The following is a 15,356-nucleotide window of genomic DNA, read 5'->3' as shown; positions in this document are numbered from 1 at the left end:
AATGACACCTGAACAAGAGCAAAAGTTAGAAAAAGTACAATTAGAAACAACGTGGAAAAATGCTTTAGCACCTTTTCTGGTCAGTCCACAAATGGATAATTTACGTCAGTTTTTACGTGAACAAAAGCAGGCTCAAAAAGTTGTTTATCCACCTAATCAATTAATTTTTAACGCATTTAATACTACACCGCTACCTCAGGTTAAAGTCGTTATTTTAGGACAAGATCCTTATCATGGTCCTAATCAAGCCCAAGGGTTAAGTTTTTCTGTTAATCGTGGTGTGGCTATTCCACCTTCTTTACGTAATATTTATCATGAATTACATAGCGATATAGGTGTTGCTATTCCTAGACATGGTGATCTGACACAGTGGGCACAACAAGGTGTTTTATTGCTTAATAGCGTTTTAACAGTAGAAGCCGCTCAACCAACTTCACATCAAAAACAAGGTTGGGAAATTTTTACAGATCATGTCATTGATGTCTTAAATGAACAGCGTGAAAATATTGTATTTATTTTATGGGGAGCGTATGCTCAGCGTAAGGGACAAAGAATTAATAGAGATAAACATCTTGTACTGACCGCTGCGCACCCATCACCTTTAGCAGCGAATCGTGGCGGTTTTTTTGGATGTAAAGTCTTTTCAAAAACAAATCACTACCTGCAGAAGCATGGTATAGAACCTATAAATTGGCAATTGGACGCATGACATTATTAGAATCTAATCAAGATCTTATCGTAGAAGAAGCAAAAAATGGTTGGCGTATTATTCGTTTAAATCGGCCAAATGCACTTCATGCTTTAAATAGTAAGCTTGTAAATACATTAATTCGTGTTTTTAAAGAATTTGAGTATGATGAAACTGTAAGAGCAATTTGGTTAGATTCTACAACCCCAAAAGCATTTTGTGTGGGTGGGGATGTGCGTAAACTACGTGAGTTAGTACTAGAGGGTAGGCAAGAGGAAGCAAACGAGTTTTTTAAACAAGAATATGCATTAGATTTATTGCTTCATCAGTACAGTAAACCGATTGTTGTATGGGGTGAAGGTTATGTGATGGGAGGTGGGTTAGGGTTATTTATGGCAGCACCATTTCGACTAGTCACACAATATTCACGTTTAGCAATGCCAGAAATTCACATTGGGCTTTATCCTGATGTAGGTGGCACTCGTTTCTTGGCAGATCGGGGTACAATTGGACTTTTTACAGGTTTAACAGGCTCAATCATGACTTCGGCAGGTGCATATGCGATAGGTTGGGCAACGCATGTTTGTGAGGTAGATCGACAAACAGTTTTAGATAAAGTTCTAAATGTAAATTGGGAACATTATCCTGCGCGCTCCTTTAGAGCCATAGATGATGCTTTAAATACAATCCATCGTCCCTTACCCGCAGGTCCATTACAAAACTCCTTAGATATCCTTAGTCAAGTATGTAAAGGGGATAATTTTGAGCAAGACTATTGTGGTATATTAAGTTTGATCGATGCAAGAAGTGATTGGTTGCGCCAAGCGAGTGAAAGCTTAAAAAAAGGTTCGCCAATGACAGCTGCATTGACTTGGTTATTGTGGCAATGGGGAAAAACCACACGTACATGGCAAGAAGTTTTTGAGCTTGAAACACAAATTTCGGTTTGGAAACTCAAACAAGCTGACTTTGTCGAAGGTGTACGCGCTCGTTTAGTTGATAAAGATTTACTTCCTGTGTGGAAAGCCCCTGCTAAATTAACGCTCACTACTATTTTGGGTGATACACCACCAATTACCCATATTGAAAGTTGGAATAATATTTTAAAGCAGTACCATGTTATTTAGTGAAAATGATGAAAAGTGGATGCAATATGCATTTGAACAAGCTGAAATTGCAGCTTTAAATAATGAAGTGCCAGTTGGCGCTGTTTTAGTGAGTAATAACCAAATCATTGCTCAAGCTTGCAATGCACCTATTGCAACACATAATCCTACTGCACATGCAGAAATTTTAGCTATTCAGTCTGCTTGTCAAACGCTTAAAAACTACAGACTACCTGAAGATACAACTTTATATGTTACCTTAGAACCTTGCACCATGTGTGTTGGTGCTTTGGTGCATGCTCGGATAAACCGGGTTGTGTTTGCAACGACAGAGCCAAAAGCAGGCGCATTAGTGAGTGCACGTCAGCTTTTAGACAATGGTTATTTTAACCATAAATTCATATTTGAACATGGGTGCTTACAGCAACAATGTGCAGCACAATTGAGTCAATTTTTTAAAAAACGCCGTGAACAAAAAAAAGCACTCAAGCAACTACAATAATTTTGTTAATATAGCAATAATTGAAATATGAATGAGTGAGTTAAATGACGACACCGATTATTACGATAGATGGACCAAGTGGATCAGGAAAGGGAACATTAGCAAGTAAAATAGCACAACATTATGGGTTCCATTTATTAGATTCAGGTGCGATTTATCGTTTATTAGGACTGTCTTTAGCACAACTAGACTTAATTGATAAACTACAAGAAAACTTACCTAAAGCAATTAAAATTGCTGAGAGTCTAGATATTTCTTTTAAACCAAACAATCAAAAATTATCTATTTTTCTAGATAAAAAAGATGTAACTGAAGTTATTCGTACAGAGCAAGTAGGCGAGTATGCTTCTAAAGTTGCGACTATTGTAGAACTACGTCAAGCTTTATTAGAGCGTCAGAAAAAGTTTGCACAAACTCCAGGGTTGGTTGCAGATGGACGAGATATGGGAACAATAATTTTTCCTCAAGCAGAAGCTAAAATATATCTAACGGCATCTGCAGGCTCTCGTGCTCAAAGACGGTTTAAACAGTTGCAGGGTTTAGGGCAAGATGTTAAAATAGAAGCCATTTTAGCTAATATAGAAGCTAGAGATAAGCGTGATACAGAGCGCACAGTTGCTCCGTTAAAGCCAGCAGAAAATGCTTATATCATAGATAGTTCATTACTTTCTATTGATGAAGTTTTTTCTAAAATGGTCACGTATATCAATAGTAAATTGGCATAAGAATTTTGCGTAAGTACTGCCAGATCAGAAATAAGGGACAGTACTTATGTGTAACTAAACCGGCCTTGTCTGATCCAAGACCGCTGACTTTATCAGGTATAACATGACCGAATCTTTTGCAGCCCTATTTGAAGAAAGCGAATTAAATTTAAACGTTGAAAAGGGTGCAGTCATCCAAGGTGTTGTAGTTAGCATCGATGACGACTGGGTAACTGTTGACACTGGCCTTAAATCTGAAGGCGTTGTTAACCGTGCAGAATTCTTAAACGACCAACGCGAATTAGAAGTTCAAGTTGGCGATAATGTTGACGTTGTTGTTGAAGCACTTGACAACGGCATGGGTCAAACTGTTTTATCACGTGAAAAAGCAAAACGTGCTGAAACTTGGACTAAACTTGAAAAAATCTTTGAAGACGGCGAAATCGTTACTGGTGTTATCTCTGGTAAAGTTAAAGGCGGTTTCACTGTTGACATCGGTCCAGTTCGTGCGTTCTTACCAGGTTCTTTAGTTGATACTCGTCCTATTCGTGATACAACTCACTTAGAAGGTAAAGAGTTAGAGTTCAAAGTAATCAAACTTGATGCTAAACGTAATAACGTTGTTGTATCTCGTCGTGCTGTAATGGAAGCTGAATCTTCAGCTGATCGTGAAGCATTACTTGCTCAACTAGAAGAAGGTCAAACAGTTACAGGTACAATTAAGAACCTTACTGATTACGGCGCATTCGTTGATCTTGGTGGTATTGATGGTCTTTTACACATCACAGATATGGCTTGGAAACGCATCAAGCATCCATCTGAAGTTGTAGAAGTAGGTCAAGAAGTTACTGTTAAAGTACTTAAATTTGATCGTGAACGTAATCGTGTATCACTAGGTCTTAAACAACTTGGTGAAGATCCATGGTTAGCGATCATGAGCCGTTACCCTAAAGGTTCTATCGTTAAAGCACGTGTGACTAACTTAACTGATTACGGTTGCTTCGCAGAAATTGCTGAAGGCGTAGAAGGTCTTGTACACGTTTCTGAAATGGACCACACAAATAAAAACATCCACCCATCTAAAGTAGTTCAGATTGGTGATGAAGTTGATGTTATGGTTCTTGAAGTAGACGAAGAGCGTCGTCGTATTTCTCTTGGTATCAAACAAACTCGTGCTAACCCATGGGAAGAGTTTGCTAAAAACCATGACAAAGGTGAAAAAGTTTCTGGTACGATTAAATCGATCACTGACTTTGGTATCTTCATCGGTTTACCAGGTGGTATTGATGGTTTAGTTCACTTATCTGATATTTCTTGGAACGAACAAGGCGAAGAAGCTATTCGTCGTTACAAGAAAGGTGATACAGTAGAAGCAGTTATTTTATCTGTTGACGCTGAAGGTAACCGTATCAGCTTAGGTATTAAGCAATTAAACAACGATCCGTTTAATGATTTCTTAGCAACGAATGAACGCGGTGCTTTAGTTAAAGGTACTGTAACTGCAGTTGATGCTCGTGGTGCTACTGTTAAATTAGCTGACGAAGTAGAAGCTCAATTAAAAGCTTCTGAAATCAACCGTGATCGCGTTGAAGATGCAACTAAATTCTTGGAAGTTGGTCAAGAAATTGAAGCTAAAATCATCAATGTTGACCGTAAATCACGTTCAATCAACTTGTCTGTTAAAGCAAAAGACGAAGCTGAAGAGCGCGAAGCTGTAGCAAACTTACGCCAAACATCTACATCACAAGAAAATGGTCCTAAGACTATTGGTGATTTGATTAAAGCGCAAATGAAGTAATAAAGTAAAAGTTGATATTAGTGTAACTAATTGATACTTTTTATTTAATTACTGTAAAAGGTAGCGTGGTATAGACATACTGCGCTACCTTTTTGTATTTAAACAGGTTATTATTAATATACTAATAAAGTTGCTAAAATTAATGAGGTCGTTATGACTAAAGAAGCACTTAACAAGTCTGATTTGATACAGCGAATTGCTTTAAAAAATCCACATCTTGCAGAACCTTTAGTTGAAGATGCGGTAAAAATTATGATTGATCAAATGGTCGATGCATTATCATCAAATGATCGAATTGAAATTCGTGGGTTTGGTAGTTTTTCATTACACCACCGTGAGCCAAGAGTAGGAAGAAATCCCAAAACTGGTAAATCAGTTGATGTTTCTGCAAAAGCTGTTCCTCATTTTAAGCCTGGTAAAGCATTAAGAGATGCAGTAAATAAATCAGCTAATAAATAAAATCAAAGATTTTTTGGGGGAATTATGCGTTTTATATTAATTATTTTACTAATTGTTTTATTTATATACGCGCTTGCATTAGTTCTATTAAATGCACCACCTGTATCTGTAGATTTATGGTTTACACATATACCAGAAATGCGTGTAGGATTATTGGTATTAATTACTCTAGCGCTTGGAGTTGTATTAGGTTTATTACTTGGCGTTCAAATTTTCCGTGTATTTCAAAATCATTGGGAAATTAAACGTTTAAACAAAGAAATTGAACGTTTAAGACAAGAACAAATTCAGACTGCTCAACTTGCAGCAGCTGAGGCAGCTGCAAATGTTAGACACGAAAAAACAGTGTTAGACATTAACGCTAATGATAAAAGCCCATTATAATGGGCTTTCTTTTTATCAACTGGAAGTGATATTTTGAGTATTATCGTTGCTTTAGATGCAAAAAGTGAAAAAGATGCCCTTAATTTAACTGCATCTCTTGATCCTAAGTTATGTCGAGTAAAAGTAGGTAAAGAACTATTTACCTACGAAGGACCACAGATTGTAAAAAAATTGCATCAAGAAGGCTTTGAGGTTTTTTTAGACTTAAAATTTCACGATATACCCAATACAACAGCTCAAGCTGTGTGTGCGGCAGCTGACCTAGGGGTATGGATGGTTAATGTGCATGCATCAGGTGGTTGTAAAATGATGGAGACGTGTGCAGAACGTTTAAAATTAGGCAACTATAATACACAGCTTATAGCAGTTACTGTTTTAACATCTATGGAACAAAGCGATTTACAAGAAGTTGGATTAAATTACAATCCTGAAGAACAAGTTTTGCGCTTAGCTAAGTTAACGCAAGACTGCGGTTTAGATGGTATAGTTTGTTCTGCACAAGAAGCTAAGGTATTACGTCAAGAATTAGGTCAAAATTTTAGTCTTATAACGCCAGGAATACGTCCTATAGGCTCAAATCTAGATGATCAAAAAAGAATAGTTACACCTGCTCAGGCAATCAAAAATGGCTCTACTCATTTGGTAATAGGGCGACCAATTACAAAAGCAGAAAATCCTAAAAAAATGTTATTTGATATTCTTCAAACTCTAAAATAAATTAAAATAGCCTCAACTGAGGCTATTTTTATAACTAATATGGAAGTTCAAGTTAAAACACCATTACAACATTACCAACAAGCAATATCTTCAGGGCATTTTGTTGAAGATAAAGTACAAGAAAAAGCGGTAATATTATTGGATAAAATTTGGTATGACCTAGTTGATCAAGATAAACAAAAAAAATCTTTTTTTAGCTTTTTTAAGAAAAAAGTAACCCCTAAAGGCATATATATGTGGGGTGGAGTAGGCAGAGGAAAGACTTGGCTTATGGACACATTTTTCGATTCTTTGCCTATTAAAGAAAAAATGAGAATGCATTTCCATCATTTTATGCAGTATGTTCATAAGGAGCTTAATAGATTATCAGGACAGCAGAATCCTTTAGATGAAGTTGCAAAAATTATTCTTTCTAAAACAACAGTAATTTGTTTTGATGAATTTTTTGTAACAAATGTAACTGATGCCATGATTTTAAGTGATTTATTTCAAAAATTATTTACTCAAGGCATTACATTGATTGCAACATCAAATATTGAACCAAGCAGTTTATATAAAGATGGTATTCACCGTGATCGTTTTTTGCCTACGATTGGGCTTCTAGAAAAAAATTGTACAATTCTAAACGTAGATGCGGGTATCGATTATCGATTACGTATTTTAAAACAAGCTGAGTTGTTTAAATTCCCTTTATCTATAGAAACTACAAAATGGTTAGAGCAACGTTTTGAAGTACTTACGATAGGTCAAAAAATAGATCAAGAACCTATCGTAATCAATCATAGAAATATTAATGTTGTAAAAAAAACTAATGATATTTTATGGTGTTCGTTTAATAGTTTGTGTAGAGAGCCAAGAAGTCCATCTGACTTTATTGAAATTGCAAATAAATACACGACAGTATTGGTCAGTGATATTCCACATTTAAATGATCAAATTAATGATATTACACGTCGTTTTATTTATTTGGTCGATGAGTTTTATGACCGAAAAGTAAAATTAATTATTACTTCTGAAAATACTATTTTAGATTTATATCAAGGAAAGAGACTTGCATTCGAAATTCAGAGAACACAGTCACGCTTATTAGAGATGCAATCTGATGAATATTTAAATTCAGCACATCGGTTAGATTAATGTGATATCATTCTCATTATTAATATATACTAATAAATATATCTTCTTTTTTCTTTAAAAAAGAAGATATAGCTTACAAAGGCTGTCAAAAAAAGTATGGATAGATTTATTTGAAATTTTAGTATGATGAATTAATTAAGAATATTAAGTTATGGCTATTTCATGAGCGTTTCTATTTGGTTGAAATCTTTTTTTGGCTCTCAAAATACATCAGAAAATAATTTAAACTTATCTGAACATGAACGAACAATCGATAAGAACACGCAAGCTGAACAAATTCATTATAATGAAAATCTAGTTAACAATTTAAAAGAAGATCATCAGAAATTATTGTTTTTATATGGTTCAATTGTAGAAAGTGGGAGTAAATTCCAATACGCTCAAATATTAGAAAAACTACAACAATTTAAAAAGACGTTTAATATCCAACTTTATAGTAAAAATGTAAAGTTATATGCTTATTTAGAGCAAAGTTTGAAAGAAGAAATAGAAGAGTTCAAAAAAATCAGAATATTCCGACGAGAAATGCGTAATTTGGAGACAGAAATCAATAAATTTTTGAACACATGGATAGACATTGATTTAAGTTCACATAATATTCAAGAATTCTCAGCAGATCTTAGAGAGATAGGACAAGTATTAGTTAAGCGTATCGAAAGCGAAGAAAATCTTCTTTATCCAATTTATGCTAAAGCTGCATGAGATAATGCTAGTGGTTATTTTATGAAGACATAACAGAATTCTTTTATATGGTTTTTTATTATAAACTTTAAAAAAAACTTATTCTTTATTATACTTTCGTCTATCGGATGTATGAGCTTTTTATTTGTTTAAGTTTGGTGTGATGATTGCATTTCTTGCAATCTTTTTACAACTTGCTGTGTTTTTACAGCCACTACTTCCAAAGCCGTTTCAAACGAGCTTGGTGTGTGAGACTGTCTCTGAAGTTATGCATTCGCCTCATCATCAGATGACTATGCGTCACCATCATCAATCTTTGCCAACACATCAAAAAAAGAAAGCTCTCGAACATGAGTGTTTGTATTGTCATGTTTATAGTAGTGTGGCATTTTATATAGAGAAAAGTATTCAAGAAGTTTTTGAGCGAATGCAAATTCGTTTATTGGCTTTTCAGCATGCGTTTAAACATATCTATTTTGCATTACAACGTCTTTTCCTTAATCCACAAGGGCGAGCCCCACCCATCTCTTAATTTTTTCATTTTATTTAAATTTTGATTAAGTTAAGAGAAAGATATGACTCAAAATAAATTTATCCGATGCGCACTAAGTATCTCAATCTTGCTCATCTGTAATTTTGTACATGCAGACGATCATGTATTAGATACATTATCGTTTAAAAGTCAAAACCGCTATATTGCAAATACAAATACGGTAGCCTCTAAGTTGCCCGTAATTTTAAAAGAAACTCCACAATCTGTTTCTGTATTAACAGAGCAAAGAATAGAGGATCAACATTTAACTTCCGTAGAGGATGCTTTAGAACAAGTTGCTGGACTCACTGTTATTCCAAATGATTCTACACAAAGTCAATATAAAACCCGTGGATATGCTCTTAATTCATCTGTTGATGGTATTCCAAGCTATAATAGCCTAAGCGGTAACCAACAATTTGATTTAGCACTTTATCAGCAAATAGAAATTTTACGTGGAGCATCAGGAATTTTAACAGGAACAGGAAACTTAGGCGGTACTGTAAATTTTGTGACTAAAAAACCTAAAGATGCCCCCGAGATATTAAGTAATTTGAGTTATGGTAGTTGGAATAATAAAAGAGCAACAATAGATATTTCACAACCTATAACAGATAAAATAAATGGACGAATGGTTGCAGTTGGTCAAGATAAAGATTTTGATACTGATCAAACACATCAAAAAAAAGGGCTATTGTATGGGGTACTAGAGTATAGACCAACTGATTCAGATTCTTTTTTAATTTCAAATGCTTTACAAACCACTAAAACTGATTCACCATCTTTTGGTTTGCCTGCAAGTAAAACCGGAAAATTGCTAAATATTAAACGTGCTACAAATGCAACGCCAGATTGGGCATATAGTAATAGCACAATGAATGATACTGTATTGGGCTATGAGCATTTATTTAATACAAGATGGAAATTAAATACACGCGTTCGTTATTACACAAGAACTGAGCATGCTTTAGATAGTTATGTAACAAGTGCTGTAGATACAAACACAGGGTTAGTAAGTTATGCACCTCTTGAAAATAATAAATATCACTATACACGCAAAGCGGTTGATCTTTATTTGAGTGGTTCATTTGATTTGTTTAATCATGAACATCAAATGGTTATTGGTTATAATTATGATAACCTAAGTTATAAAAATTGGTGGGCAGATGATGGCACGACATATCAAAATATAGATTTATTTACCCATCAATTAAAACAGCCAAATTTAGATTATGATAATGCTTCTCAGAAGAAAACAACTCAAACGGGTTTGTACTCCCAAATTCGTTTTAAGTTAACAGATCCAATGACATTAGTATTAGGTGGACGAGTATCAAATTATAAAAATAAAAGTCGTGATATTGCACCATCTACTGTAACAAATTGGAAAACTCAAGGTGAAGAAGATGGTGAATTTACACCTTATGCAGGACTTTTATATAACATCACACCTCAGCTCACAGTATATGGCAGTTATTCCAATATTTTTGTACCACAAACAGCTTTAGATATACAGGGTAACGTATTAGCGCCTAGACAAGGTAATCAATACGAGATTGGTGCTAAACATAGTTTTATTAATGATCATTTAAATACGTCAATTGCTTTGTTTAGATTAAACGATGAAAATCGTCCTATGAGTGATCCGAGTGACCCAAAGGCATATATTGCATCGGGTAAGGTACAAAGTGAGGGTATAGAAACAGAGCTTGTAGGAAGTTTAAAAGACAATTGGAACATCTCTTTAGGGTATACGTATGCGACTAATACATACTTAAAAGATAGCCGTAACCAAGGCTTAACAATGAGTACAGCAGAACCAAAGCATAGTTTTAAATTGTGGAATATGTACACACTTGAAAATGGGTTAAAACTTGGTTTAGGCGCAACTGCTGTAAGTGAATATTATGGTAGCCGTGGAACACAGTTAACACGAAAACAAGGGGGTTATGTGTTGATTAATACGGTAGTGAGTTATCCAATTAATCCGAATATAACAGTCAGTTTAGTTGGAAATAATCTAACAGATAAGCGTTACTATAGCTCTGTAGGTACAAACAGCGTTTATAATATCTACGGTGATCCTCGTAATTTCATGCTCTCTTTTAACTTTAAGCACTAATGATGATGAAAAAAAATATTTCGGCTTGGCAAGTTCTAAAGCCTTATTGGGTATCAGATGAAAAATGGTTTGCTTTTGGTCTATTAGCGCTTGTTATTACATTAGATATGAGTAATATCTATGTGATTTTGCAAATTACACATTGGCAAAAAGATTTTTATGATGCACTTACAGACTATAAAGTTGATTTAATAAAACCATTACTGATTACATTGCTAGGTTTAGTAACTGCAAATATTACCGCTAGAACATTTAGTACCTATTTTGAGCAAATGTTAGAGATTCGTTGGCGGACATGGCTTACACATCATTATATTAGTGATTGGTTAAAAGGTGATAAGTTTTATCATATTGAAAAAGAAAAACGAGCAGATAACCCCGATCAACGTATTGCAGAAGATTTGGGAGATATGGCTAAAAAGAGTTTATCTCTTTCAACAGGCTTACTTAAAAACTGTGTGAATTTAGTGTCTTATGGTGCACTGATTTGGAGTGTATCCAATACATGGGTATTTAATATACAAGGTGCAGATTATATTATTCCCGGTGCAATGTTATGGGTTGCCATTATTTATGCCTTTTTAGGTTCATACATTATGGAGAAAATAGGGCGCCCAATGGTATCCTTGAATTATAAACAACAGCAATATGAAGCAGATTTTCGTGCGCTTTTAATTAATATTCGCAGTAATGCGGAACAAATTGCGTTATATAAGGGACAAGAGGCAGAAAAAAATCGGTTAGTTAATTCGTTTGTTGCCATTCGTCAAAACTGGCGTGGCATTATGACATATACCAAACGAATTGCAGTGACAGAGTCTGTATATATTGAAGCAGGTGCATATATTCCATATTTACTTGTGGTACCACAGTATTTAGCAAAAAAAGTCACGCTGGGCGGTATGATGCAACTTACCTCTAGTTTTATGCGAGTACGAGCGTCTTTATCTTGGTTTATTTTTAACTATCAAGAACTTTCAGCTTTACGTGCAGCACTTAAACGTTTAACTGAGTTTCAATCTGCACTTTATGACGATGATTTATCAACGATTGAGTGTAAAAAATCTGAGGTGATTGCAACGCACAATTTACGTTTAAATCGTCCAAATGGAAATATTTTAGTTGATGTACCCAATTTACAGATTACTTCTGGCAACCGTGTTCTGATTCAGGGTGAATCTGGCGTAGGTAAAAGTACATTGTTGCGTGCTTTAGCAGGGTTATGGAAACACGGTGTAGGTACAGTTGAACGTCCGATTCCTGAGGATATTTTATTTTTACCTCAAAAAAGCTATTTGCCTTATGGCACAATCAAAGAAATTTTATGCTATCCAAAACATGCGCAAGATTTTAGTGATGAAGCGTGTAACGCTGCACTTACTCAAGTCAATTTGGCTTTAGATTTACACGATGCAGATGATTGGGAGAATATTCTATCTTTAGGTGAGCAACAACGTTTAGCTTTTGCCAAAATTGTTTTGCAACAACCTAAATATGTTTTCTTAGATGAGGCAACATCAGCATTAGACACTAAAAACGAAACACGTTTGTATACCCTATTAGATGATTTGCCACAACTTACCGTGATTAGTGTGGCGCATCGAGATAATGTACAACAATTCCATCACGAAACAGTTGTACTGAGAGTTTCTACTAAGTAGTCAATAAATACCCGTACCGCAGGGAGCATACCTCTGCGGGATGGATAAACTGCATGTAGGATACCATGAGGAGCCTTCCACTCAGGTAATACTTGAACAAGCTCGCCACTTTGTATGTAATCATGGGTTAAAGAATCGGGGAGTAAGGCAATACCGCAGTTTTGTCTTGCAAGTTGTGCAAGCATAATTAAATCTGAACCCATAACCGTTGGATTAATTTTAACTTTACTTGTGCCATGTTCTAGATGATTCAAAATCATGTATTGATCTGGATTACCATCTGCCATACTCAGCACTTTATGATGGGTTAAATCTTCAGGACATTTTAAATGTCCATATTCATTTAGATAGGCTTGGCTTGCAAATAAATGCTGTTCTATACGCTCAAATTGTCGCACGATTAAATTTGGATCATCATCAATTTTATAACGTACACGTAATGCAATATCCACATTTTCATTAATTACATCTACACGTCTGTTAGTCACGATGAGTTGTAAACGAATTTCGGGATATTTTTTAATAAAATCAGGTAAAATTTTTGTGAATTCATTTTGCGCCACAGAAACAGGAATACTGACACGAATCACACCACGCGGTTCTACACTCAGATGATCAACCAAGTCATGTGCTGCTTGTGCTGCATTCATCATTACTTGAGCATGACGGTAAACATTCATACCAATATCGGTCACTGAAAAATGACGAGAGCTTCTTTGAATAAGACGGACGCCCAAACGCTCTTCTAAATTATATACACGACGACTCAATTTTGATTTTGGAATATCTGTTACACGCTCGGCTGCACTAAAGCCACCATGTTCTACTACAAGAGCAAAGCAATAAAAATCATCTAAATCATTGAGCATTGTGTTAACCATATTATGTTGCTGTGCTCACCTTAAATGTTTAGAGAACATAAAACAATATCTGATAGAATACTTATTTTGAGGTATTTCAATGTATCACCAAATACAAAGTGCAACCGCATCAATTAATTGTCCGGTATGTCAACACACTGTATTAGATTGGACACAAGAACAGTATATACAGCCTTGTCAGCATACACAGTTTATTGCCTTAGATTTAGGATTTGAATATATATTAGATGATTTTGAAGATTGCTTACCTAATCCCGTCGATGTGATTCATGCACAAGAGCTGAATGTTTGGGATAATCTTAAAGATGTAATTCAGGATTTAGACGTGTATCAAATGCCATTAGGTGTACTTGAATATAGCCGTTACATTGGGTTTAAAAAAGGTTGATTAGCTCAACCTTTTTTATGTGTTAGACAAGTTGTGCATCCAACTCAATTTCTGCATTAAACAATCGAGAAACTGGGCAACCTTGTTTTGTTGCTTCAGCAATTTTTTGAAAGGTGTCATTGTCTAGATTGGGTACTTTGACACGACTTTGTAGTTTGATGTGATTAATTACAAAACCTTGGTCATCTTTTGCAAGGGTTACAAAGGCTTCTGTATCAATATGATCAGCTGTATAATTCTGTTCGCCAAGTTGTAGCGATAGTGCCATCGAAAAACAAGCGGCATGTGCTGCACCTAAAATTTCTTCTGGATTTGTACCTGGTTTACCTTCAAAACGTGTATTAAAGCCATAAGGTTGTTGATTAAGTGCGCCACTTTCTGTAGAAAGCGTCCCTTTACCTTGTTTAATGTTGCCTTCCCAGTGTGCAGAACCTTTTTTTATAATATCAGCCATGTTGTTATCCATTTAGTTTAATTGAGTTTTTAATCTACCATGTCTTGGGGATTAAAATGTTATAGCTCTGTAAGGTTAATTTAAAACAAGGTAGAATAGTGTTTTTAAATGATAATGCTTGGAGTTCTGCGTGGAGCGATTGACTATTAGCCCTGAAAGTCTAAATGAAGCTGCTGAAAATTTAACAACAATTCGTGATTTTATTCGCTTTGGGGTGACTGCTTTACGTCAACACGATGCACACTTAGGACAGGGCACAGAAGATTTTTTTGCTGAAAGTTCTGCATTAGTATTACAAACTTTAGCTTTAGATTGGTCGGCAGATAACGAAATTTTAGAGGCAAAATTATTACCAAGTGAAAAAGCTGAATTTTTAGCATTACTTGAACGTCGTATTAATGATCGTATTCCAACATCTTATTTATTAAACCTCGCATATTTTTGTAATAAACCGTTTTATGTAGACGAACGTGTACTTATTCCTCGTTCGCCAATTGCAGAACTCATTGAGCAACGTTTTTCGCCATATTGTTTAGATGCACAAGGGCATATGCATGAAGCGTTAAATAATCTACCTAAAAATAAAGAACCAAAAACACCTCGCCGTATTTTAGATATGTGTACAGGATCAGGTTGTATTGCTATTGCGCTTGCGTATGCATTTCCTGAAGCAGAGGTCGATGCAACCGACATTTCACGCGATGCATTAGAAGTCGCTGCGTTAAATACTGAACATCATAATATGCAGTATCAAGTTGCACTATTAGAATCTGATTTATTTGCAAAAATTCCTGCCGAAAATCAATATGATTTAATTGTAACGAATCCACCGTATGTAGATGCTGAAGATATGGCAGATTTACCTGAAGAATTCTTACACGAACCCGAACTTGCACTTGCAGCAGGTCAAGATGGTTTAGACCTTGTTCGTAAAATGCTTGCACAAGCTGCCGATTACCTTACAGAAGATGGTTTAATTGTGATTGAAGTGGGTAATTCTGAATGGGCAATGCGTCAAAACTTCAATACTGTTGATTTTCATTGGTTAAAATTCCAAAAAGGTGGCTCAGGTATTTTTGCTTTAACTGCCGCACAATGCCGTGAATATAGACAATTATTTTTAGATTCTGTGACAGCTTAAA

The 15,356-nt window shown here is 35.2% G+C and carries 17 protein-coding genes; 15 read left to right on the top strand and 2 right to left on the bottom strand.

Going from position 1 to position 15,356, the window contains the following annotated elements:
• The first annotated feature begins 1 nt into the window (after position 1).
• The 13 genes from ung to PCI70_RS06935 all read left to right on the top strand — a co-directional run bounded on the left by ung (position 2) and on the right by PCI70_RS06935 (position 12,491).
• Positions 2-709 (top strand): uracil-DNA glycosylase, encoded by a 708-nt coding sequence (gene ung / locus PCI70_RS06995; protein ID WP_442865165.1) that lies wholly within the window; start codon positions 2-4, stop codon positions 707-709.
• Positions 706-1,815 (top strand): enoyl-CoA hydratase/isomerase family protein, encoded by a 1,110-nt coding sequence (locus PCI70_RS06990; RefSeq protein WP_269914613.1) that lies wholly within the window; start codon positions 706-708, stop codon positions 1,813-1,815. Before ung ends, PCI70_RS06990 begins: the two co-directional genes overlap by 4 nt.
• Positions 1,805-2,296 carry a tRNA adenosine(34) deaminase TadA gene (tadA, locus tag PCI70_RS06985; RefSeq protein WP_269914612.1) on the top strand — a complete coding sequence of 164 codons (492 nt, stop codon included), beginning with the start codon at positions 1,805-1,807 and terminating at the stop codon, positions 2,294-2,296. Before PCI70_RS06990 ends, tadA begins: the two co-directional genes overlap by 11 nt.
• 44 nt (positions 2,297-2,340) lie before the next feature.
• On the top strand, positions 2,341-3,021 hold the full coding sequence (cmk, locus tag PCI70_RS06980; protein ID WP_269914611.1) for a (d)CMP kinase: 681 nt from the start codon (positions 2,341-2,343) through the stop codon (positions 3,019-3,021).
• A gap of 103 nt (positions 3,022-3,124) precedes the next feature.
• Complete coding sequence (gene rpsA / locus PCI70_RS06975) at positions 3,125-4,798, top strand: 30S ribosomal protein S1 (protein WP_269914610.1); 1,674 nt, start codon at positions 3,125-3,127, stop codon at positions 4,796-4,798.
• 153 nt (positions 4,799-4,951) lie between these two features.
• Positions 4,952-5,257 (top strand): integration host factor subunit beta, encoded by a 306-nt coding sequence (locus tag PCI70_RS06970; RefSeq protein WP_269914609.1) that lies wholly within the window; start codon positions 4,952-4,954, stop codon positions 5,255-5,257.
• Between the two features lie 24 nt (positions 5,258-5,281).
• Positions 5,282-5,641, top strand: a complete 360-nt coding sequence (locus PCI70_RS06965; protein WP_269914608.1) for a LapA family protein — start codon at positions 5,282-5,284, stop codon at positions 5,639-5,641.
• A gap of 30 nt (positions 5,642-5,671) precedes the next feature.
• Positions 5,672-6,358, top strand: coding sequence for an orotidine-5'-phosphate decarboxylase (gene pyrF, locus PCI70_RS06960; RefSeq protein ID WP_269914829.1), 687 nt, complete (start codon positions 5,672-5,674; stop codon positions 6,356-6,358).
• A 39-nt stretch (positions 6,359-6,397) separates the two neighbouring features.
• A complete protein-coding gene (gene zapE, locus PCI70_RS06955; protein WP_269914607.1) occupies positions 6,398-7,495 on the top strand; it encodes a cell division protein ZapE in 1,098 nt (365 codons plus the stop codon).
• Positions 7,496-7,657: 162 nt separating this feature from the next.
• On the top strand, positions 7,658-8,197 hold the full coding sequence (locus tag PCI70_RS06950) for a hemerythrin domain-containing protein (protein ID WP_269914606.1): 540 nt from the start codon (positions 7,658-7,660) through the stop codon (positions 8,195-8,197).
• A 142-nt stretch (positions 8,198-8,339) separates the two neighbouring features.
• The gene (locus PCI70_RS06945) at positions 8,340-8,708 is read left to right on the top strand and encodes a DUF2946 family protein (protein WP_269914605.1); all 369 of its coding nucleotides are present in this window, start codon (positions 8,340-8,342) and stop codon (positions 8,706-8,708) included.
• 43 nt (positions 8,709-8,751) lie between these two features.
• On the top strand, positions 8,752-10,830 hold the full coding sequence (locus PCI70_RS06940) for a TonB-dependent siderophore receptor (RefSeq protein ID WP_269914604.1): 2,079 nt from the start codon (positions 8,752-8,754) through the stop codon (positions 10,828-10,830).
• A gap of 2 nt (positions 10,831-10,832) precedes the next feature.
• Positions 10,833-12,491, top strand: coding sequence for an ABC transporter ATP-binding protein/permease (locus PCI70_RS06935; protein ID WP_269914603.1), 1,659 nt, complete (start codon positions 10,833-10,835; stop codon positions 12,489-12,491).
• Here the strand turns inward: PCI70_RS06935 and PCI70_RS06930 are convergent.
• Complete coding sequence (locus PCI70_RS06930; RefSeq protein ID WP_269914828.1) at positions 12,455-13,360, bottom strand: LysR substrate-binding domain-containing protein; 906 nt, start codon at positions 13,358-13,360, stop codon at positions 12,455-12,457. The two genes, PCI70_RS06935 and PCI70_RS06930, sit on opposite strands and share 37 nt — an antisense overlap.
• A gap of 91 nt (positions 13,361-13,451) precedes the next feature.
• Here PCI70_RS06930 and PCI70_RS06925 point away from each other — a divergent pair, with 91 nt between their 5' ends.
• Complete coding sequence (locus PCI70_RS06925; RefSeq protein WP_269914602.1) at positions 13,452-13,760, top strand: hypothetical protein; 309 nt, start codon at positions 13,452-13,454, stop codon at positions 13,758-13,760.
• Between the two features lie 22 nt (positions 13,761-13,782).
• Here PCI70_RS06925 and PCI70_RS06920 read toward each other — a convergent pair whose 3' ends face one another.
• Entirely contained in the window at positions 13,783-14,214 is a 432-nt protein-coding gene (locus PCI70_RS06920; RefSeq protein WP_269914601.1) for an OsmC family protein, read from the bottom strand.
• Positions 14,215-14,344: 130 nt separating this feature from the next.
• Between PCI70_RS06920 and prmB the strand changes: the two genes are divergently transcribed.
• Entirely contained in the window at positions 14,345-15,355 is a 1,011-nt protein-coding gene (prmB, locus tag PCI70_RS06915; protein WP_269914600.1) for a 50S ribosomal protein L3 N(5)-glutamine methyltransferase, read from the top strand.
• The last annotated feature ends 1 nt before the right edge of the window (position 15,356 follow it).

Source organism: Acinetobacter sp. HY1485 (assembly GCF_027568475.1).
Taxonomy (GTDB): Bacteria; Pseudomonadota; Gammaproteobacteria; order Pseudomonadales; family Moraxellaceae; genus Acinetobacter.
Note: the sequence above shows the minus strand (reverse complement) of the source record. Positions and strands in the feature narration are given on the sequence as shown.